The organism is Rhodococcus sp. IEGM 1330, from assembly GCF_033142445.1.
In the GTDB taxonomy this organism is placed as follows: domain Bacteria; phylum Actinomycetota; class Actinomycetes; order Mycobacteriales; family Mycobacteriaceae; genus Rhodococcoides.
In genome coordinates, this window is sequence record NZ_JAWLSB010000017.1 from 37,002 (window position 1) to 57,792 (window position 20,791).

Annotated in this window: 23 protein-coding genes; 18 read left to right on the plus strand and 5 right to left on the minus strand. The window is 64.2% G+C overall.

Going from position 1 to position 20,791, the window contains the following annotated elements; genetic code table 11:
- Positions 1-33: 33 nt before the first annotated feature.
- Positions 34-669 carry a VOC family protein gene (locus R4P57_RS26300; RefSeq protein ID WP_317805821.1) on the minus strand — a complete coding sequence of 212 codons (636 nt, stop codon included), beginning with the start codon at positions 667-669 and terminating at the stop codon, positions 34-36.
- Positions 670-787: 118 nt separating this feature from the next.
- On the opposite strand from R4P57_RS26300, the gene R4P57_RS26305 reads away from it, so the two are divergent.
- Both R4P57_RS26305 and R4P57_RS26310 read left to right on the plus strand, forming a co-directional pair.
- Positions 788-1,417: a TetR/AcrR family transcriptional regulator gene (locus tag R4P57_RS26305; RefSeq protein WP_317805822.1), complete on the plus strand. Its 630-nt coding sequence runs from the start codon at positions 788-790 to the stop codon at positions 1,415-1,417.
- 268 nt (positions 1,418-1,685) lie between these two features.
- Complete coding sequence (locus tag R4P57_RS26310) at positions 1,686-4,034, plus strand: transketolase-like TK C-terminal-containing protein (RefSeq protein WP_317805823.1); 2,349 nt, start codon at positions 1,686-1,688, stop codon at positions 4,032-4,034.
- 25 nt (positions 4,035-4,059) lie between these two features.
- Here R4P57_RS26310 and R4P57_RS26315 read toward each other — a convergent pair whose 3' ends face one another.
- Positions 4,060-4,815: a tryptophan-rich sensory protein gene (locus R4P57_RS26315; RefSeq protein WP_317805824.1), complete on the minus strand. Its 756-nt coding sequence runs from the start codon at positions 4,813-4,815 to the stop codon at positions 4,060-4,062.
- A 610-nt stretch (positions 4,816-5,425) separates the two neighbouring features.
- Here R4P57_RS26315 and R4P57_RS26320 point away from each other — a divergent pair.
- From R4P57_RS26320 to R4P57_RS26330, 3 genes are read left to right on the plus strand one after another with little or no spacing between them, the layout of a single operon-like run.
- Entirely contained in the window at positions 5,426-6,634 is a 1,209-nt protein-coding gene (locus tag R4P57_RS26320; protein ID WP_317805825.1) for an alpha/beta hydrolase, read from the plus strand.
- A 19-nt stretch (positions 6,635-6,653) separates the two neighbouring features.
- Positions 6,654-7,499 (plus strand): alpha/beta fold hydrolase, encoded by an 846-nt coding sequence (locus R4P57_RS26325; protein WP_317805827.1) that lies wholly within the window; start codon positions 6,654-6,656, stop codon positions 7,497-7,499.
- A complete protein-coding gene (locus R4P57_RS26330) occupies positions 7,489-8,586 on the plus strand; it encodes a M20 family metallopeptidase (RefSeq protein WP_317805828.1) in 1,098 nt (365 codons plus the stop codon). Before R4P57_RS26325 ends, R4P57_RS26330 begins: the two co-directional genes overlap by 11 nt.
- Here R4P57_RS26330 and R4P57_RS26335 read toward each other — a convergent pair.
- Positions 8,547-9,572 carry a LacI family DNA-binding transcriptional regulator gene (locus tag R4P57_RS26335; protein WP_317805829.1) on the minus strand — a complete coding sequence of 342 codons (1,026 nt, stop codon included), beginning with the start codon at positions 9,570-9,572 and terminating at the stop codon, positions 8,547-8,549. The genes R4P57_RS26330 and R4P57_RS26335 overlap by 40 nt on opposite strands.
- A 204-nt stretch (positions 9,573-9,776) precedes the next feature.
- On the opposite strand from R4P57_RS26335, the gene R4P57_RS26340 reads away from it, so the two are divergent.
- Genes R4P57_RS26340 through R4P57_RS26375 form a run of 8 tightly spaced genes read left to right on the plus strand, consistent with a single transcriptional unit; the run spans position 9,777 to position 16,781 of the window.
- Entirely contained in the window at positions 9,777-10,643 is an 867-nt protein-coding gene (locus tag R4P57_RS26340; protein ID WP_317805830.1) for a BtpA/SgcQ family protein, read from the plus strand.
- Between the two features lie 3 nt (positions 10,644-10,646).
- A complete protein-coding gene (locus R4P57_RS26345; protein ID WP_317805831.1) occupies positions 10,647-11,543 on the plus strand; it encodes a carbohydrate kinase family protein in 897 nt (298 codons plus the stop codon).
- Positions 11,540-12,553 carry a substrate-binding domain-containing protein gene (locus R4P57_RS26350; RefSeq protein ID WP_317805832.1) on the plus strand — a complete coding sequence of 338 codons (1,014 nt, stop codon included), beginning with the start codon at positions 11,540-11,542 and terminating at the stop codon, positions 12,551-12,553. Before R4P57_RS26345 ends, R4P57_RS26350 begins: the two co-directional genes overlap by 4 nt.
- Before the next feature lie 4 nt (positions 12,554-12,557).
- Positions 12,558-13,340, plus strand: a complete 783-nt coding sequence (locus R4P57_RS26355) for an ATP-binding cassette domain-containing protein (protein ID WP_317805834.1) — start codon at positions 12,558-12,560, stop codon at positions 13,338-13,340.
- The gene (locus tag R4P57_RS26360) at positions 13,337-14,371 is read left to right on the plus strand and encodes an ABC transporter permease (RefSeq protein ID WP_317805835.1); all 1,035 of its coding nucleotides are present in this window, start codon (positions 13,337-13,339) and stop codon (positions 14,369-14,371) included. The genes R4P57_RS26355 and R4P57_RS26360 overlap by 4 nt, the downstream gene beginning before the upstream one ends.
- Positions 14,372-14,382: 11 nt before the next feature.
- A complete protein-coding gene (locus R4P57_RS26365) occupies positions 14,383-15,396 on the plus strand; it encodes a phosphotriesterase (protein WP_317805836.1) in 1,014 nt (337 codons plus the stop codon).
- Between the two features lie 9 nt (positions 15,397-15,405).
- Positions 15,406-16,158: a glutamine amidotransferase gene (locus R4P57_RS26370; RefSeq protein WP_317805837.1), complete on the plus strand. Its 753-nt coding sequence runs from the start codon at positions 15,406-15,408 to the stop codon at positions 16,156-16,158.
- On the plus strand, positions 16,155-16,781 hold the full coding sequence (locus R4P57_RS26375; protein WP_317805838.1) for a TenA family protein: 627 nt from the start codon (positions 16,155-16,157) through the stop codon (positions 16,779-16,781). Before R4P57_RS26370 ends, R4P57_RS26375 begins: the two co-directional genes overlap by 4 nt.
- An 11-nt stretch (positions 16,782-16,792) precedes the next feature.
- Here the strand turns inward: R4P57_RS26375 and R4P57_RS26380 are convergent, their stop codons facing one another.
- On the minus strand, positions 16,793-17,776 hold the full coding sequence (locus tag R4P57_RS26380; protein ID WP_317805839.1) for an MFS transporter: 984 nt from the start codon (positions 17,774-17,776) through the stop codon (positions 16,793-16,795).
- A gap of 32 nt (positions 17,777-17,808) precedes the next feature.
- Here R4P57_RS26380 and R4P57_RS26385 point away from each other — a divergent pair, with 32 nt between their 5' ends.
- The 3 genes from R4P57_RS26385 to R4P57_RS26395 all read left to right on the plus strand — a co-directional run bounded on the left by R4P57_RS26385 (position 17,809) and on the right by R4P57_RS26395 (position 18,904).
- Positions 17,809-18,171, plus strand: coding sequence for a helix-turn-helix domain-containing protein (locus R4P57_RS26385; RefSeq protein WP_317805840.1), 363 nt, complete (start codon positions 17,809-17,811; stop codon positions 18,169-18,171).
- 61 nt (positions 18,172-18,232) lie between these two features.
- The gene (locus tag R4P57_RS26390) at positions 18,233-18,388 is read left to right on the plus strand and encodes a hypothetical protein (protein ID WP_317805841.1); all 156 of its coding nucleotides are present in this window, start codon (positions 18,233-18,235) and stop codon (positions 18,386-18,388) included.
- A 21-nt stretch (positions 18,389-18,409) separates the two neighbouring features.
- Complete coding sequence (locus R4P57_RS26395) at positions 18,410-18,904, plus strand: hypothetical protein (RefSeq protein ID WP_317805842.1); 495 nt, start codon at positions 18,410-18,412, stop codon at positions 18,902-18,904.
- Positions 18,905-18,940: 36 nt separating this feature from the next.
- Here the strand turns inward: R4P57_RS26395 and R4P57_RS26400 are convergent, their stop codons facing one another.
- Entirely contained in the window at positions 18,941-19,531 is a 591-nt protein-coding gene (locus R4P57_RS26400) for a LysE family translocator (protein WP_317805843.1), read from the minus strand.
- A 52-nt stretch (positions 19,532-19,583) separates the two neighbouring features.
- Here R4P57_RS26400 and R4P57_RS26405 point away from each other — a divergent pair, with 52 nt between their 5' ends.
- Entirely contained in the window at positions 19,584-20,138 is a 555-nt protein-coding gene (locus R4P57_RS26405; protein ID WP_317805844.1) for a CGNR zinc finger domain-containing protein, read from the plus strand.
- Positions 20,135-20,530 (plus strand): VOC family protein, encoded by a 396-nt coding sequence (locus tag R4P57_RS26410; protein ID WP_317805845.1) that lies wholly within the window; start codon positions 20,135-20,137, stop codon positions 20,528-20,530. The genes R4P57_RS26405 and R4P57_RS26410 overlap by 4 nt, the downstream gene beginning before the upstream one ends.
- Positions 20,531-20,791: the final 261 nt, after the last annotated feature.

Below are 20,791 nucleotides of genomic sequence, written 5' to 3' on the forward strand. Positions count from 1 at the left end.
TTCTCCCCCTTGTTGGATCAGCAGCTGATTCGGTCACAGAGTTTTCGGCGTGATGGTCTTCTTGTTGGCTATCACCGGGTGCCCGGGTCTAGTTCCGGCTTTCCGCCGACGAAGTTCCTCGTGGGGCACGCCGTTGCGTAGCTGACTGAGCAGGTAATCGGGGTCGATGTTGACGCCGATGGGGTTCTTGGCGAACTCCTCGGTGAAGAAGAACGCCGCAGTGTTGTCAGGGTCGAAGTTCTCGACCTGGAACTCGAGGCGAATGCCGTCGGGATCCTCGTAGTAGAGCGAGATCGTGGGCCCGTGGTTGATGGACCACACCGGGAGAATGCCCAGACGCTTGAGCCGGACGTAGTTCTCGAGCAGCCGTTCGAGCGAGACGAAGGTCAACGCGATGTGGTCGATTCCGTAGGCCTTGCGCCGAAGCTTGGCGAGCGGGAAGAGGAACCGTACCGGCTTGGGCACCGCGACGATCGCCAGGCGGTGTGACTCGTCGTCCCAGGTCAAGAACGTGATCTGCTCGTCCTGGTAGGCAATCTCGGCACCGAACACGGTGCCGTACCACCGCACCATCTCCTCGGTACGGGCGGACTTCACCACCCAGTGGGCGATGTAGTCGGGTCCGACCCGCGTCGGCGTCCGGCCCTGCTCTTCCTGCGTCGAACTCATCGAACTCGCCTCTCCTCGGCAACGCTGATGTGACCTACGCTAGGGCGGGTTTGACTATCAGTCAATATATTGATCATTGGTCAAACCGGCAGACCGTTCGTGCACTAATGTCGGATCGGTGTCGACCAACGCGTCCCCCGGTACCGAGCGGTCCCGCCGCGCCCGTCCCCGGATGGACCGTCGCCAGGCCCTGATCGACGCCGCCATCGAACTACTGGCCGAGGGCAACAGTGCCGATATCAGCGCAGCGGCAATATCGCGTCGTGCAGGGGTGGCCCACGGGCTGCTGTTCTACTACTTCACCGACAAACAGGGTCTCGTTGCTGCAGCGTTGGCAGACGTCCTGGCGAAGCTGGCCGAATTCCAAGAACCCGAGGCCGGTGAGCAATCCGTGCGGGCTCGCGTGGAAGGCTTCGTCCGACGCCACATCGAGTTCCTAGAACGTCACCGCGCCCTCTACGTCCGGGTGATCCGCGAGGGAGAACTGGGCGATTCCGTCGTCGAAGACGCCGTCCGAGAAGCCCGCACAGAGGGCGCTCGACAGGTGGCGGCCCTCGCCGAACTCGCGGAACCCCTGTCTCCATTGCAGAGTGCCGCCATCTCCGGATGGACCGGCTTTCTCGACCGGACTGCCGATGCGTACTTCGACACCCCCGATCTCGAACTCGATGCGGTGGTCGAATTGGTCGTCGACACTTTCGAGGCGGTCGTGGCAGCAACGCACTCCCGTCCGGACAGGGACGATTGAGGTCAGGACGACCAAGTTTCGTATCAGCATGCACCCCTGAACCATGCAATCTGCACCATTTCTGCCGCATCACTTGCGCAACAAGGGAAGCGGCTGGTCCACTGTCCCCCATCGCAGCTCAGTTGCACCTTTCCGGCGATTCGCAACCCGAACGCCCGCCCGGACCACAGGACCGCACTCGGTCCCGCGTCGTCCGTTCTTCTCACGTGCCCTTCGGCCTCGGCCGGCATCAGGACGTTCTTCATCGTCGACTCAGGAGCCATCTGTCATGACCAGCATCAGCCCCGCCGGCCGTCGATCGCCGGTCGGTGACGGAGAAGACCTGCACGACATCGCCGAGCGCGTGCTGTGGCTGTCGACGTCGATGATCCACCACGCCAACCGAATTCGGCCCAACTCGACCGGCCTGAAGGTCGGCGGACACCAAGCATCCTGCGCGTCGATGGTCTCGATCATGACGTCGCTGTGGTTCGAGCAGCTGCAGCCCGGCGACCGCGTGTCGGTCAAACCCCACGCCTCCCCGGTGCTGCACGCGATCAACTACCTCCTCGGCGAACTGGACGAGAAGTATCTGACGACGCTCCGTGCCTACGGCGGCCTGCAGTCCTACCCGTCGCGCTCGAAAGACCCCGACACTGTCGACTACTCGACCGGCTCGGTGGGAATCGGTGCCACCGCACCGATCTGGGGTGCGATGTCGCGACGCTTCGTCGAGGACCGGTTCGGCCCCGACGACTCCGCACGAACCGGATTCAGCGGACGCCAGTACTCACTGGTCGGTGACGCCGAGCTCGACGAAGGTGCCGTATGGGAAGCGATCATCGACCCGGGTATCGCAGAACTCGGCGAGATCGTATGGATCGTCGACCTCAACCGCCAATCCCTCGATCGCGTCGTGCCCAACATCGCCGCCCGCCGTCTCGAGAAGATGTTCGACGCAGCCGGGTGGCAGGTCATCACCGTCAAATTCGGCCGACTGCTCGAAGACCTCTTTGCCAAGCCGGGCGGTGACGCTCTCCGCACCCGAATCCTGGACATGGCGAACCCCGAGTACCAACGTCTGCTCCGCTGCACGGCCGACGAAGTGCGCACCAGACTCCCCGGATCGGGACCGGATGCTACGACGATCGCGGACCTGATCGCCGACCTCGACGACACCGTGTTGACCGAGTCGATTCGCAACCTGGGCGGACACGACCTGGATGCGTTGCGCGAGGCCTACTCTCGCATCGACGACACCCGACCGACCGTGATCGTCGCGTACACGGTCAAGGGATTCGGACTGCCCACTCAGGGACATCCGCAGAATCACTCCTCGCTGCTGACCGTCGACGAGTACGCCGAGCTGGCACGCAGCCTCGACCTGGATCCCGGTGCACCCTGGATCCGCTTCGAAAACGACAGCGCACCGGGACGACTGTGCGCCGCCACCGCGGAACGGCTACGCCGCGAACCGGTTCCGGCGTCGACTCCCCCTGCCGTTCCCACCGACATCGGCCGAACTCCCAAGGGCACCGCCACCACTCAGGCCGCTCTGGGCCGCACGCTGATAGACCTCACCCGTGAGGCCCCGGAAGCAGCGAAAAGGGTTGTCACAGTGAGCCCCGACGTCAGCTCCACCACCAACCTCGGTGGCTGGGTCAACAAGGTCGGCGTCTGGTCCTCATCCGATCGGCACGACTGGTTCGGTGACGACGCCGAAACGATCATGCACTGGCGCGAGGGACCGAGCGGTCAGCACATGGAACTCGGCATCGCCGAGACCAACCTCGTGGGGCTGATGGGCGAACTCGGTGCCACGTGGAGCCGGTGGGGACAGCCACTGTTCCCGATCGGCGTCATGTACGACCCGTTCGTCGAACGCGCCCTCGAGCCGTGGTCGTACGGCATCTACGCCGGCGGCCAATCGATCCTCGTGGGCACGCCGTCCGGCGTCACGCTGGCCGCGGAAGGTGGTGCGCACCAATCGATCAAGACGCCGTCGATCGGTCTCGAACAGCCCGGCTGCGTCAGCTACGAACCCGCATTCGCCATCGACGTCGAATGGACCCTGCTCGCCAGCATCGGGCGCCTCGGCCGGCCCGACGGAACCTCGGCATACCTCCGGTTGTCGACGCGACCCGTCGACCAGTCGAAGGCCGACGTTCCCACCGACCCGGCGGCCCGGGAACGTCGACGCCGCCAGGTGGTCGCCGGCGGATATCCCCTGGTGCGTCGTGACGGTGCGACGGTGACCATCGCGGCAATGGGGGCCGTGATGACCGAAGCACTTGAGGCTGCCGAGCGATTGAGCAAGGTCGGTGTGATCGCAGACGTTCTGTGCATCACCAGCCCGGGCGAGCTCTACCGAGCCCTGCAAGCAAGACAGGGACGCGGGGTCGGTGAGTCGTGGATTCTCGATCAGCTGCTCCCCGCCGATCGGGCGACACCGATGGTGACTGTGCTCGACGGCCACCCGCACACCCTCGCGTTCCTCGCGACCGTCAACCGAGTGGCCTCGACGTCGTTGGGAGTGAGCAACTTCGGGCAGGTCGGATCACTCGACGAGGTGTACAAGCACCACGAGATCGATACCGACTCCATTGTCGGTGCCGCACTCGATGTCACCGATCACTGACGGGGCCGAACCGAACGTCGAGGAGTTACCCCGCTGACACTGCCTCACGGGTGCGAAACCTGATGGCTACCGTGGCAATTGCGACCACAACCGCAGTGAGAACGGCTGTCCAGCCGACGGTCGTATCGATCACCTCACCGGTGAAGCGGCCCTGCGACAACCATCCCAGTCCCCAGACGATCGCCAGCATCGGTGCGACCGCACCACTCGAGTACTGTGCCAGAAACAGCCCGACACCGGCTGCTACCACGAGTACGATGACCGCCCATACCGTTGCGCCACCGGTGAATCCGAGACTCACCAGCCACGCGGAGATGTTCGCGATCGTCGCCACACACACCCACCCGAGGTAGATACCCATCGTGCCGTCGGTGATCACCGCGTCGGCGATACCCTCCGGTCGATGCTTCTGCATCAGCACGAACACGCGCACGAGCACCGCCAGCAACGCGACGATGATGATCACGCTCAGCCACACCTGCCCGATCTGAATCGCGAGAATCCAGGTTGGATTGAGCAACATCGACGCGACGATCGGTGCGCGCACCGCGTCGTGGCGTGCGGTCCGGCCGGGCAGGAACTGCCATACCGCGTACACGATGAGCCCGGTGTAGATCACCGACCAGATGGAGAACGCCGGGCCCGCCGGTGCCACCAACGTCGAGGTCGCACTCAGTGCCCCGCCCGCCGCCTCGGCAACAGGCGTCCCGATCCATGCACCGGACCCGAGGAACGACACCACAACGGCCACGACCGCACTGACGACGACGCCGATCTTCATAGCAGCGAGAATCTCCGCAGCGGGTCCACTGCAAACACGACGCCGGCGTGCCTGCGACGACTACGGTGTCCGCCTGACGATCAAGGTCGAGCTGTCCGACCTGGCTTTCCCATAAGCTCCTGTGGACTCGCGAGACCTTGCGGGCTGTTTGCCATTACCGAGCTCCCCGAGGTAGACCGGATCGAACACCGAACCCTACTGTCCGACGATCAGATCAGAGCCTTCTTCGGCTGCTCGCCCACTTACACACCACCGCAGATCGGGTCGACGCAACCGACCACACCGTCAGCATCGGCAGCTGGTTCTGTCGTGTCGACTCACAGCTATTCACGGGCGCGAAGCCGATAGCTACATTGCTATCCCTGGACACACTGCCGCTGGCACCGCCCTGCGATTCGGTCGCGACCACCGTCGCCACAGCGCGGTACTCCGATGCCGAGTTCACCGACCAAACGGTCACTATCGAGCTGGACGGGTGTCGCCGCATCATTCCCGACGGTCATGCCCCACTCCAGGCCTCGGAAGAAATCCTGGCTGAATTGCGGTAGGAGCCGTGAGGCGCAACCGTAGGCGTCGACCGCTTGTGGCCATGTTCTGGTAGACACGCGTTGTGCTTTCCTACACCCGTTCGATGTCCGCTGCCATCTGCTGCTTTGCTGTGGCCGTGGCTGCGGGATGTAGTTCCTCGCCCTCGCAACCCGTCGCCCCGTCCACCACGGCCTCGACCACCACCCCGGCTCCGAAGTACGACCTGACGGGGGTGCCGGGCACCGTGCTCGAGTCCGCGGACTTCGGAGATCGATCCACCGAACTCGCGGCCACCGGTGCGACGCTCTACCGCTTCGTCTACGAGTCGACGTCGGGAGTGGACGGTACGCCGACGGCGGTCTCCGGTGTGGCTGCAGTACCGCCCGGCACGCCGCCGGCCGGAGGGTGGCCGATCGTGGTCTACGGACACGGCACCACCGGCGTGCAGGCAGACTGCGGCATAACCCTGTACAACGACCTTCTCGGCTACCAATTCGCGGTGAAGGACTTCACCGAGCTGGGATACGTGACCGTGCTTCCCGATTACCAAGGTCTGGGCACCGGCGGCGGCACGCACCCGTACCTGGAACCGCGCACCTCGGGCAACAACATGATCGACGCGGCGCGGGCGGCCCACAGCGCACTGCCCGACACATCCTCGAAGTGGGCGGCCGTCGGCCTCTCCCAGGGCGGCCAAGCCGCCTGGGCAGCAAACGAACTCGCGGCGTCCTACGGCCAGGGATTGGACTTGGTCGGGTCGGTGTCGCTGTCGCCGCCCACGGGCCTGACGCCGTTGGTCGAGGCCAGCGCTGCCGGCACGCTGACCAGGCCACAGAAGCAACTGTTGCCGTACCTTCTGTACGGCGCACAGCAGGTCGACCCCACGATCGACCCGAAGAACTACAGCGGCAGCGTCGCTCAGGCCGACAGCGAACTTCTCCTCACCTGCCAGGGTGGAGACACCGCAAGCAAGGATCGAGCCGTCGACGCGATGGCTCCGAACGAATTCGCCGCTACCACGGCCGAATCCGAACAGAAGCTAATCGACGTAGTGGCTCGCTACACGCTTCCACAGGTACAGACCGCAGTCCCGATGTTCGTCGCCTACGGCGGAAAGGACGACGTCGTCCTCCCACAGTGGACCGCCGACGGAATCCGTAAGGCCTGCGCTCTCGGCGATTACGTCGTCGCGCAGGAACAACCCGAAGCCGGACACGACGTCAGCGACGAGGCGGCCATACAATTCGTCGTCGACCGCTTCGCCGGCCAACCGGTGACCAGTACCTGCTGACGAGCGAAGGAACGGTTCTGTGACCGAACGAATCACGACGTACACACACGACGGTCTTGGGTTCGACGTGCTCGATCAGGGCCCGCTGTACGGCCCGGTCGTGTTGCTGCTGCACGGTTTTCCCGAGCGGGCGTCATCGTGGTCGGCGGTGATGGCAAACCTCAACGATGCCGGGATGAGGACCATCGCACCGGATCAGCGCGGCTACTCGCCGGGAGCTCGGCCGAGGCGGCGTCGCGACTATCGCGTCGAGGCATTGGTCGGCGATGTCGTCGCCTTGATAGACGCCATAGGCAGCCCGGTCCACCTGGTGGGGCACGACTGGGGAGCGATGGTTGCCTGGGTCACCGCGGGACGGCGGCCAGATCTGGTGTCGTCACTGACGGCCTTCTCGGTTCCCCACCCCGGCGCATTCATGACGGCGATGCTCAGCTCGAAGCAGATACTGCACTCGTGGTACTTCGCGTTCTTCCAACTGCCGATACTGCCCGAGAAGTGGATGACGCGACCCGGGCAGAGAGCCGAAAGATGGTACGAGAAAAGCGGAATGACCGCAGCGGACCTCGAACGTACCAAGACGGACATCGTCGACTACGGCGCGCTGCCCTTCGCGGTCGCCTGGTATCGCGGCATCCCGCTCTCGAGCCCCGGCGTCGGACGTCTCCGCATCACCGTGCCGACCTCGATGGTGTGGAGTGACGGTGACACGTTCATCGGACGTTCTGCCGTCGACGGCGCGCAACGGTACGTCGACGCGGCCTACACACTGACTGTGCTCCCCGGCGTATCGCACTGGATTCCGACCCAAGCACCCGATGCGGCTGCCGCCGCGGTGATGCGGTTGAGTGCTCCTCATGGCAATTGACCGCACCATCGCCGTAGGCATGCTCACCGAGCTGGTCACTGCACGCACCGTATCCGGCGACCCGGTGCCCCAGCGTTCCTCTATGGAGGCTGTCGTATCCGTTTTGAGAGCGCACGCGAACGGCATTGCGGTAGAGGGAGATCGAGGTGGCCCGCACCCATGGCTACTGATCACCAACGACGCCCCGCCGACGGCGACGCGGCTGATGTTCGCCTGCCACGTCGATACCGTTCCGGCTGGCGATCTTTCGAACTGGCAGTTCGATCCGTTCGCCGCCGATGTCGAGGACGGCGTGTTGCGTGGCCGAGGTACGTCGGACATGAAAGCAGGACTCGTGGCCGCCACAGCCGCTGTGCTCGACGCCTTCGAGAACGGTGTTCCCGCAGCACTGTTGCTGACGAGCGACGAAGAGATCGGCTCGCTCGGTGCGCTCGCGGCCCGTCACGCCGTCGCCGAATGCTCGGTGGGTGCCGTGGTGGTGCCCGAGGCAACGGGGAACCGAGTGCATCTGGGGCACCGGGGTGCATTGTGGGTCGATGTCACGACCAAAGGCATTGCTGCACATGGCAGTACACCGCAACGAGGCGAGAGCGCCATCATGAAGCTCGTCGACGTACTGGCACGAGCACGTGACGAACTCCCCTTGTCCACAGATGCGTTCCTCGGTGCCGAGACGTTCAACGTCGGAATGATCGACGGCGGGTCGGCCCCCAACGTCGTCCCGGATACCGCACACGTCGTTGTCGATCATCGAACCGTGGGCGACGGCACGATGCTGCTGTCGTGGTGGCGCGACCAACCCGAGGTCGACCACGTCGACGCGCGAATCGACCTACCCGGAGTGAGGACGGCCGGTGGCAACAGCTGGATCGACGAGCTGCCACATTCCGTTGCGACAGAACCGGTCACGTATTTCACCGATGCGTCCATCATCGCTGCGGCGGCTCCCGGAGCGCCGATCGTCGTCTGGGGACCTGGGACGCCGGCCCTGATGCATGCTGCCGACGAGGCCGTCGCGCTCGACGAGCTCGACGCAGCGATCGCCGCCTACACCGCGGTGACGCGGGCCTGGCCGACCGTCGACTGACGGATCACCAACTCCGGTTGCAGAGCAATGTGGGCGGTGCCGGTTTCGGTGCTGTTCATCGCTTGGTCCAGCAACCGAGTGGCCTCGGCCGCGATGCGCTCCTGGGGTTGCCGGATGGTCGTCAGCGGCGGATTGCTCAACGCCGAGAACGGAATGTCGTCGAACCCAGTCACCATGACATCGGTCGGAACCGACAGTCCCAGGGCCTGGCAGCTCTGCAACACACCGAGCGCGATCAGATCGTCGGCACACACCACCGCGTCGGGACGCACGGATGCCCCGAGCATCGACCGAGAAGACACGCGTCCCCAGTCGATCGAGTAGTCGCCCAACAGCGTCCACTCCTCTCGCGTCTCGATACCCACTCGTTTCGCGTGGCGGAAGAACCCGGCCCGACGTAGCTCGGTCGATGAATTGGTCAGCTCGGAACTGATGAAGGCCGCACTCCGAACACCAAGCGCAGCAAGATGATCCATCACCAACGCCTGCGCAGCGTCGTCGTCGACGCCGACCCAGTCCGTATGGGTGTCGAGCGCGAAACGGTCGAGCTGCACGACGGGAATGGCGCGAGCGGAGGTGCGCACGGCCTCGGCGGACCGCTCGCCGTGGCACGGACTGATGATGATGCCGTCGACCTGACGCGACACCAGGCTGCGCAGCCTCTGCGCTTCGAGGTCCGGATCGGAACGGGAATCGCACAGAAACAATTGCAATCCGCGCTGTGACAGTACGTGCTCGACATTGACCACGAGCGAGGTGAAGAAGGGATTGGCAATGCTCGGCACCACCATCCCGACGGTGTCCGTTCTGTTGCGCCGCAGCGAACTGGCGATGATGTTGCCCGAATACCCCAGATCCTCGGCTGCCCGCCGGATGGTGGCAGCCACGTCTTCGGAGACCGGACGTGAGCCCGACAGCGCCCGAGACACCGTGGCCGTCGAGACGCCTGCGCGATCCGCAACGTCGCGAATGGTTGCTTTACGCATCCAACTCCTACTCTCGCGTGTGAACCTGAGGCTATCGAACCGTGCGGTCGCTTGCGGCGCTGTTTACACAGTAGAGGTAATCGTTTACATAAACGACTCGAGAATTCCTTGACACGCATGGGTGTCGATCCCTTACGGTGCATACATACAAGGCAATCGATTACATCCACTCTCGCCGACGACCACACCCGAGGAGTCCCCTACGTGAGTACGTCACCGTCGGACCAGAACCCCGCTGCATCGCTGGGAGTCTTTCCGACCAAGCCGTCGGCACTGGCCGAGATATTCACCTCGGCACCGGCACTGATCGGCGCCATCCATCTGCCCGCTCTCCCCGGTAGCCCCCAGTACAAGGGTCAGCCCGTCTCGGAGATCTCCGAGTTCGCCCTGGCCGAGGCGCACGCGTACATCGACAACGGGTTCGACGGCGTCATCGTCGAGAACCATTGGGACATACCCTTTCTCAAGCCAGGCGAGCACGGTTACGAGACCGCGGCCAGCATGGGGGTAGTGACCGCCACCGTCGTCGGCGAATTCGGCAACCGCGTCGGCGTCAGCATCCTGTCCAATGCAGGCGAATGCGGCGTGGCCGCAGCGTGGGCGGCAGGCGCAAGCTTCGTACGCGTCAACCAGTGGGCCAACGCTTATATCGCCAACGAGGGATTCATCGAAGGCCAGGCCGCCAAAACCACCCGCTTCCGCCACCGCATCGGGGCCGACCCGGTCAAGATCTTCGCGGACGTGCACGTCAAACACGGTGCGCACGCCATCGTCGCGGACCGCACCATCGCCGAACAGACCGAGGACGCCGAGTTCTTCGACGCCGACGTCCTCATCGCCACCGGTTCACGCACCGGCGACGCCGCCTCGGTGGACGAGGTCTCGGTGATCAAGAACAACACGATGCTTCCCGTCATCATCGGATCCGGTATCACCGCCGCCAACGTGGGCGACCTGATGAAGGAATGCGACGGTGCCATCATCGCCTCCTCTGTGAAGGAGAACGCCCGCTGGTGGGGACGCGTCGCAGGCGAGAAGGTCCGCGCCGTGGCCCGCGCGGCAGGGAAGTAGCGGATGATCGTCTTCTTCGGCTACGCCAACAACGATGTGACGGTTCATGTTCCGCACGTCCCGGTACTGGGAGAGAGGGTGCAGGCAACGGCGATCGACTCGATCGACGGCGGCATGACCGCCAACGCCGCAGTCTCCGCAGCCCGCATGGGTGCCTGCGTCGCCTTCGCCGGCGCAGTGGGCCCCGATACCAGGTCCAGTGAATTTCTCGCCGGACTCGAGCGGGACGGAGTCGACACCAGTTGGTCGCCTCGCGACGCATTCCTCTCCACCGCAGTCGTTCTCATCGCCGACGGCGGAGACCGCTCGATCATCAGCCAGGACGACGCCAACGACGCCGACCGACTGGCGTCCGTCCTGAACACCCTCTCCGTCGACGGCGGACGCCTGTTCGTCGACGGCTACCGAGCAGCGATACTCCCACCCGAATTGCCCGACAACGTCAGCCTGGCCATCGACCTCGACGGCTGCGACGATCTCGGTGCCGCACTGCACGCCTTCGCTCTCGCCGATCACGTCATCGTCGGACGCAGCCTGTGGCAGCACAACTTCGGCATCGAAGCCGACAGGTGGTCGACGCTGACCGCCGAGCACGACACCCACCTCGTCGTCACCGACGGCGAACACGGGTGGACCCTGGTCACACCCTCGGGTCAAACGATCACCGAACCCGCAGTACCGGTCGACGTCGTCGACGCCGTCGGAGCTGGAGACTGCTTCTGCGGCACCTACATTGCCTTCGTCGACGCAGGCAGAGCTCCGGCTCACGCGGCCCGACTCGCCGGCGCATCGGCGGCTCTCGCCTGCGCGACGGCCGGGCCACGGGGATGCCCCAGCATCACCGAACTCACCGACTTCACCGCCACCCTCGCCACTGTCGATCTTCAGGAGATCCGATGATCAAACGCGCACTCCCCCTCGTTCTCGGTGTGGCACTTGCCCTCACCCTCGCATCCTGTGACTCCGCCTCGACCAGCGACACCGCAGGCGGGACCGACGCGGCCGCGTCGTCCATTCCGGATCCGTCCCGCGTCGCCGACACCTGCGAGGGCAAGAACGGCACCCTCAAGATCGGTCTGGTGACGATCAACCTGCAGGCACTGTTCTTCAACCAGATCAACAACGCCGCGCAGAAGGTAGCCGACGAAGCCGGTGTCGATCTCCAGATCATCAGCGGCAACGATGATTCCGTCACTCAGGCCAACGCGTTCGACAACCTCATCGCCTCCGGCGTCGACGCCATCATCGTCGACGCCATCGACACCGACGGCATCAAGCCCTCCGTCGCCAAGGCCGCCGCGGCAGGTATCCCGGTGGTAGCCGTCGACGCCACCGTCGACGACCCGGGCGTCTCGACCCAGGTGGGCACCGCGAACGCCGAGGGTGGCGTTCAGATCGGCGACACGCTGACCGAGCTCGCGAACAACACCGGAACCGTCGGCATCGTCGGTGCGCTCAACAGCACGATCCAGCTCGAGCGTCAGAAGGGATTCACCGACACCGTCTCCGCCGCAGGTATGACAGTCGGAACGGTCGTCGACGGCCGCAACATCCAGGAGAACGCGCAGACCGCAGCGGAGAACCTGCTCACCGGCAACCCGGACATGGAATACGTCTACGCCACCGGCGAACCCGCGCTCATCGGCCTGGTCGCCGCAGTGAACAGCCAGAGCGCACAGGACCGAATCAAGGCCGTCGGCTGGGACCTGTCGGATCAAGCAGTCTCGGCTCTGCAGGCAGGTTGGCTCGAGGGCGTCGTACAGCAAAACACCTTCGAGTTCGGTTACGAAGCAATGAATGCCGCCATCGATCTCGGCTGCGGACGCACCGCACCCGCGGACATCCCCGTCCAGACGCAGATCGTCACCCCGGCCAACGTGGGCGACTACATGTACTACCTGGAGAAGTAGGCCCATGGCACAACAAGATCCGACAGTACCGCTGATCGAACTGTCAGGAATCACCAAATCGTACGGCCCGGTGAAATCGCTGCGCGGAGTCGATCTTCGGCTCGCGCGCGGCGAGGTACTCGGAGTCGTCGGAGACAACGGCGCCGGCAAGTCGACGCTCATGAAAATCCTTGCCGGTGCCGTTCAACACGACGGTGGTGAGATGCGAGTCAACGGAGAACCGGTTCGCTTCTCGACGCCACTGGATGCACAACAGCAGAAGATCGGCATCGTCTACCAGGACCTGGCGCTGTGCGACACCCTCGACGTCGCGAGCAACCTCTTCCTCGGACGCGAACCCCGCAAGGGGCCGTTTCTGGACCGCCACGGCATGCACGAGCGCGCCGCGGGAATCCTCGCTGACCTGCACGTGAAGGTGAAGTCGACGTACCAGGAGATCGGGCAACTCTCGGGCGGGCAGCGGCAGACCGTCGCCATTGCCCGCGCCGTATCGTTCCGTCCCGACGTGTTGATCCTCGACGAGCCAACGGCAGCACTGGCCGTCGCCGAGGTGGAATCGGTATTGAAGCTCATCACCGATGTTGCGGCACAGGGCGTCGGAGTCATCCTGGTGACGCACCGCCTGCAGGATCTGTTCCGGGTGTGCGACCGCATCACCGTCATCTACGAGGGGCAGAGCGTGGACGACGTACCGATCGGCGACCTGAACATCGAATCGCTCGTCGGACTGATCACGCGCACTCCGGTTCCCCAGCGTTCACCGTCCTCGCCGGAAGGCCGATCATGATCACACTCGACAAGAACGCGCAGCCCAGCGTCGCCACACTCGCTGCGCGCCCATCACTGTGGCAGCAGACCAACAAGCCGACACTGGCCATGCTGGCGGTCACCGTCGCGGTGGCCTTCGTCTTCTCGGTCACCACGTCCTCCTTCCTGACGTTCACCAACATCTCCAACCTCGCAACGCAGATCGCACCGGTCCTGATCATCGCCGTCGCCATGACATTCGTGATCACCACCGGCCAGATCGACCTCTCGGTGGGAGCGACCGTCGCCTTCGTCGCAGCGATGAGTGCAGAGCTCATCCAGGCCGGCGTCGACTCCTCGGTGGTGTTCATCGCGGCCCCTCTGATGGGAGCGGCATGGGGCCTGGTCAACGGCTGGCTCGCTGCCTACCAGGGTATTCCGCCGTTCATCGTCACCCTCGCCACGCTGTCCATCATCCGCGGAATTGCGCTGTACCGCACCGAAGGCTTCTCGGTCCCCATCACCCCGGGCACCGCGTTCGCGAAGCTCGGCACTGCGTCCTGGCTGGGATTCTCGGCAAGTGCCTGGATCGCGTTGGCCGTGGTGATCGTCGGCGCGATTGCCCTCAACCGCACTCGCTTCGGCCGTTACGTCACCGGGATCGGCTCCAACGTGGAGTCCGTTCGACGCTCCGGCGTCAACACTCGCCGCGTGCTGATGATGACGCTGGTCTTCACGGGCCTGGCCGCCGGTATCGCCGGGCTGCTCATCGCCGCACGGCTCGGCTCGGGCTCGGCCAACTCCGCCAACGGTTTCGAGCTCACCGTCATCACGGCAGTGGTGCTCGGTGGTACCAACCTGTTCGGCGGACGAGGCACTGTCATCGGTACCGTCATCGGCGCTGTGCTGACCGGCATCATCGCCAACGGCCTGACGCTACTGGGCGTCAGCCCGTTCCTCACACCGATCATCACCGGTATCGTTCTGCTGGTTGCCATCTGGATCAACATGCGCGGGCACTCACTGGCCTCGCTGTTCAAGCACCTGCAGAGCGCCCCGGGCAAGCAATGATCGTCCAGACGGTGACGGGGCCGGTCGACTCCAGCGAACTGGGGCTGGTGCTGCCACACGAGCACCTGCACAACGACGCCTCGGTGGCATACTCCGAATCGCCCGATCCCACTGTGGCACGGCTGCTCTCCGGTCCGATCTCGGCTCGGGACGCCTGGCTGCTGCACGACAATCCGTATCACAGCGCAGACAATTGCCGAGTGGACGATGCGGTGGCCGTGCTGGCGGACCTGGCAACGTTCGCCGACCACGGTGGGACGACCGTCGTCGATCTGACACCACCGGGAATCGGGCGTCGACCCGAGATCTTGGAACGGTACTCCCGCGAATCGGGTGTCCGGGTCGTCATGGGCTCGGGCTGGTACCTCGAATCCACGCACCCCGGCGAGGTCGCCTCACTCGGCGTCGACCAACTGGCGTCGGGACTCATCGCCGAGTTCACCTCCAACGACGGGCCGCGGCCCGGGGTGATCGGAGAGATCGGGGTCTCGCCGTCGTTCACCGCCGCCGAGGCCAAGGCGCTGCGCGCCGCATGTGTTGCCCAACGGGAAGTCGATGTACCTCTGTTCATCCACCTTCCGGGGTGGCAGCGGCTCGGACACGACGTCCTCGATATCGTCATCGAAGAGATGGGTGTCGACCCGGCAGCTGTAGTGCTCTGCCACATGGACCCGTCGGGCGACGATCCCGAATACCAATGCGCCCTGGGTGATCGCGGGGTGTATCTGGAATTCGACATGATCGGCATGCCCTTCGAATTCCCGGGCGAGGGACAGTCACCGTCGCCTGCCGAGACCGCATTCGCTATCGCTGGACTGGTCGGTGGAGGCTACCGACACCAGCTACTTCTCAGTCATGATCTGTTCCTGAAATCGATGCTGCGCGCATTCGGCGGCAACGGATTGGCCTACGTACCGGTCTCTTTCGCAGCGCGACTGGTGCGCAGCGGAATAGATCCACAGCACGTGTCCTCACTCATGCGAGACAACCCCAGGACACTCTTCGAGAGCGCCGGAAAAGGATAGAGAACCACCATGGGTAAGAAAGTTCTGATCGCAGGCGAAAGCTGGATGACCACATCCACCCACGTCAAAGGCGTCGACGAATTCACCGTCCACTCCTACGTCGAAGGCGTCGGACCTCTCAGGGACGCCCTGACCTCCCGCGGACACGACGTGGTGCACATGCCGGCGCACCTGGTGCCGACCCAGTTTCCGGGGAGCGCCGAGGCCCTCTCCGCATACGACGTCATCGTGCTCTCGGACATCGGTGCCAACTCGATCCAGCTCGCGCCCAGCGTCTTCGACCGCTTCCAGGCCGGTGAGGATCGCTTGGTCGAGCTCCGTGACTGGGTGCACGACGGCGGTGCACTGTTGATGATCGGTGGGTACCTCTCGTTCTCCGGATTCCAGGCCCGGGCCGCGTTTCGACAAACTGCGCTCGCCGACGCCCTCCCGGTGACGATGCTCCCGGAGGACGATCGGGTGGAGACGCCCGGCGGAATGATTCCCGTCGTCGTCGACAGCACGCACCCCGCCGTGGGGGCCAGCGGAAGCGAGTGGCCGGCCCTCCTCGGCTACAACCGAGTGATCGCAAAGGACGGCGTTGCCGTACCCGCCACCATCAACGGTGATCCACTCGTCGCGGCCGGCGACTACGGCAAGGGCCGCTCGGCGGTCTTCACCTCGGACTGCTCGCCCCACTGGGCACCGCCGGAATTCTGCGAGCAGTGGCTCGGGTACACCGACCTGTTCGACGGCCTGATCACCTGGTTGTCCCAAGAATGAGTCGATCCGCCGAACTGACTGCGCGGCAACATCGCAATCTCGTTGCCGCGCAGCGAGTCCGATTCATCACCGACTCGATCGACGGCTCGCTGCGGGACGACGACTTTCGGCGCTACCTGGTGATCGAAGAAGAGTTCGTGCTCACCGCGGTGCGCATCCTGGGGCTCGTCGTCGCAGAGTCCGAGTCCTTGGACGATGCAACCGACCACGTGGTGTCGCTGTCGAACCTCGTCGGGGAACAGCGGGAGTACTTCGCCGGTCTGCGAGAGCAGTTCCCGTACGACGGCGACGTGCACGAGTTGATCGAGAGCTCGTCCGTCCTGTCGAACTACGCACTGGGACTTGCTCGGCGGGACGGCCGGGCTGCGGCTCTGGTAGCGATGTTCGCGGCCGAGACCCTGTACCTGTCCTGGTGCCGCGCCGCGATGGACACTTCGGTCGATCGCGAACCGGCGCTGCAGGATTGGATCGAGATGCACACCCGACCGGCCTTCGTGGCACAGGTCGACGCCTTGGCCCGAGAGGTCGACGCCATGGACGATATGGACGACGCAACACTGGACGAGTGGTTCGTCGGCATGCTGGCCGCCGAGATGGACTTCCACAACGCGGCGATGCGGTAGCGTCTGCGCACTCAGGCTGCGTCGTTGAGCCTGACGAGATCGCGGCCCTTGGTTTCCGGTGCCAGGTAGGCCGACACCAGGGTGATTGCGGAGTAGATCACGAGCATCGCCGCGATGGGCCACCAGCTACCGGTCCATGCGGTGAGGCTGGCCGCGAGGAGCGGTCCGATCGCGGTGGCGAGGATGCCGCCGATTTCCTTGGCAAGCGCGAGTTGCGTGAAACGGGTGCGCGCACCGAACAGCTCCGCCATCGTCACGCTCTCGAGAGAGAAGAGGCCGAGCACACCGAGGTTGAGAGCCAGCACCATCGCGACGACGAGGGCTACGGTGTTGCCACTGGTGACCATCAGCATCAGCGGGAAAGCCAGAATCATCGTCAGCGCACTGAGCACCATGTAGATCGGGCGACGACCGAACCGGTCGCCCAGGATACCGACGATCGGAATGGTGGCGAAGCCGATCAGCGAACCGTAGACGATCGCACTGGTGGCAATCGAACGATCGATGAGCAGCGTCGACGCGATGTAGCCCACCAGGAATGTCTGGATCAGTCCGGAGTTGCCGGCCTGACCGAACCGCAGACCCAGTGCGATGAAGAACGCGCGCCCCTTCTTCTGCTTCAGGCCGGACTCGAGAACGCTGACCTTCAATTCCTCGTCGGTCTTCTCGATCTCGTCGCGCGAGAGAGCCACACCGTCGACCACATCGGCGCGCTCCTCGAAGACCGGGCTCTCCCTGAGGTTCGAGCGCAGCCACACCGCGAAGATCATCAGGAAGAAGCTCGCGAGGAACGGAATGCGCCAGCCCCAGCTGAGCAACTGGTCCTCGGACAGTACAGCGAGCAGCAAGGCCCAGATAGCCGACGCAGCAAGGGTTCCGGAGTTGGTGCCCAGGGAGACGAGCGACGCGATGAGGCCTCGACGCTTGTCGCCGCCGCGATCGTCTTCTGTCCGATCTCGGCAACTGGAAAGCCGGCGACCGCTGCTCCATCGCACGCGCGCTGTCGGTGGTCGGCACCCGATCGACCATGCTCATCCTGCGCGAGGCGTTCTACGGCACCACGCGGTTCGACGACTTCAGCAGACGCGTGGGCATCACCGATGCCAGCAGCGCAGCCCGTCTGAGAGAACTCGTCGACGCGGGGATCCTCGTCAAACAGCCCTACCGCCCCGACAAAGGACGAACGCGGTACGAGTACATCCTGACGAGAATGGGGGAAGACCTGCTGCCCGTCGTACTCGGATTGATGCAATGGGGCGACGAATATCTGCAGGACGACGACGGCCCGTTGAATGTCGTTGATGCGCAGGGAAGGGAAGTGCACGTCCGCATCACCGATGACAACGGTTCGGAAGTGCAGATGAACGAACTGAGAGTGCGCATCACGTAGCTACCGCTATCCGATTCGGAGAAACGCACGCACAGCGGGCACGACGCGTAGCCTGCTGCTCATGGGCGAAGATCGGAGTGCTGCACCGGAGGCCGATCCGCGAGCCAAGTGGCGGAAGCTACCGGACAGCGTGGAACCAATCCGGGAGGGCCAGGCGCTGGAGTCGGACGCGTCGCTATGGGACCGCCCGCCCAAGTACGATCCGAACATGGGTTAGTCCACTGAGAGAGCTATCCTGATGCGCTGGATCGCAATAGTTTTCGGCCTGACCCTAGCCGCAGCGTTGTCACTTCTGTGGCACTTCGCCGCGCCCCTTGCGCCCTTCGAACCGGCGGTCACCTCCGGTGAGTCCGGAAGCATATCAATCCTCGGCTATGCGGCACTGTTCACCGAACAGGGTCCGCCGTGGTTTCCGTCTTCGCTCGTCATCAGTGCACTGACCTTGTGCGCGGTTGCAGCGGCAGCATGGATTCGAGGATCTCGGCAGTCGTTGTTCTGGTGTCCGCAGCCGACGTCGGTGTTTCTCGGAGGTTCTTTGTGGGCCGCCGCCACCGTCAGTCCGCCGCCGGTCTCCGGCATTGCCTTGGTTCACCCCGACTCGACGGCCGCGCGGATGTCGGAGTCGCCGCTGTTCCGAGAGTCGAGTCTCATATTCTTGGCCGAATGTCTGACGGCGTCGATCGTGATAGGTGCTGTGTTCGCCGGAATCCAACTTGTAGCCGACCGACGCTGACGCAGTTCAGGGCCTGCCCGGCATCGTCCACTTCGACTACATCGCCTTGCCCACGAATGCCACACCGATGCCGATGAACAGCACTCCGACTGTTCTGTTCCAGAGCTTCGAGGTCGCCGAACGACCGGCCACGCGATCGACAGCTGCGGTGACCACCGCCCATACTGCCAGTCCTATTGCCACGTCGATGATTCCGAGGATCCCGATCTGCAGGGGAAGCGAACCGTCGGGGTCGACGAACTGCGGCAGGATGGCGACGAAGAACAGAATCGCTTTGGGGTTCAGGAGATTCGTCGTCAGACCCATCCGAAACCAGCGGACATCCGTAGCCGCCGATGACGAAGCCACCGAATCCCGCAACGCCACGATTCCCAACCAGATCAGGTAGAGACCACCCGCTACTTGAACAGCACTGAGTGCCAACGGTAATCGAGAGATCAGCAGCGATACTCCGATGACAGCCGCGACCATGTGCACGCACAGTCCGGCCTGCGCACCGAGGCCCGCCCGCCAGCCCGCACTGCGGCTGTTCGCCGCCGCCCGGGCCACCACCGCGAAGTCGGGCCCGGGTATCGCGTATGCCAGCAGCACAACGCCGAGAAACGGCAACCATCGAATGTCCGTCATCATCTCGACGATATCTGATGCTTTTCGATTCGTAAACCGTTAGAGTCAGTATATGGGTTGGAACTGGCTCGGCGACCACTTCGCACTCGACGTGGTCAACACCGTGCAATTGCGGCGCGGCACCTACGCCGAGTTGATCAGTTCGGCCACCGACCTCCAGGATTGGGCCGAACTGCAGGGGGCTCGAGTACCCGAGGTGATCCCCGCCGATGCCGAAGTGGACACATTTCGGGTGACGCGCGATCACATACTGTCGCTACTGCGGGCGGTGGCTTCGAACATGGATGTTCCGGAAGAAAGCGTCGAACACATCGACGACATTGCGCGGCGACACCCGGTGACCCGCCGAATCGATCTCGGAGACGGCCGTGGCGTCGGACATGTGGTGGGAACGGCAGATCCGATCGAATCACTCCGTGCGCGTGCTGCGTCGGCCGTCATCGACCTGGTGAACGGGCCGGATCGTGATCGCCTGGTGTTGTGCGAAGCCCCGCGATGCGGTCAACTGTTTCTGCAGGATCGACCCAATCAGCAATGGTGTTGCGGCGCATGCGGCAATCGGGCGCGCGCGGCACGACACCACGCCGTCAAGAAGGGCAGATCATGAACATTTCGGTACATCAAGTGGTCCTCGACTGCACCGACGCCCGTGAGTCCGCCGAATTCTACCGGCGACTACTGGGATTCGAGTACGTCCCCGGCGACGCCGAACCGATCAATCCGGATTGGCTCGCGATCACCGCACCCGACGGTTCGTGGCGAATAGCGTTTCAGCAGATAGACGCACTACCGGCCGCAACGTGGCCGGACGGCGAACACCCCCAGATGTTGCACCTGGACTTCCGCGTCGACAACGTCGAGCAACTCGACGAAGAGCACTCGCGCGCAATCGAATTGGGTGCGCAACTATTGCGGGATCTGCGGGACGATCCGGAAGAGCCGATCCGAATATATGCCGACCCGGCCGGCCATCCATTCTGCATCTTCGTGGGGGCGTGAACCTGGCGCACATCCACCGATACACCTGCCGATCAGCTCCCCACATTCGGATTCCCGACGCCGATCGGAGTCGGATATCCAGAACTGGGGAGCCGATCCGCGGGCAGGGGGCGTGAACCCGGCGCACATCCACGCAGAGTGCTACGCAGTAGTGTGGTTGAGTGCCGCCCGGGGCACTCAACCACACAGTGATACTGGTGTGGACCGTTGATGCGTGGTCTGACTCTTAACCACACTGACGTCGATCGTTGACTGTCTTTC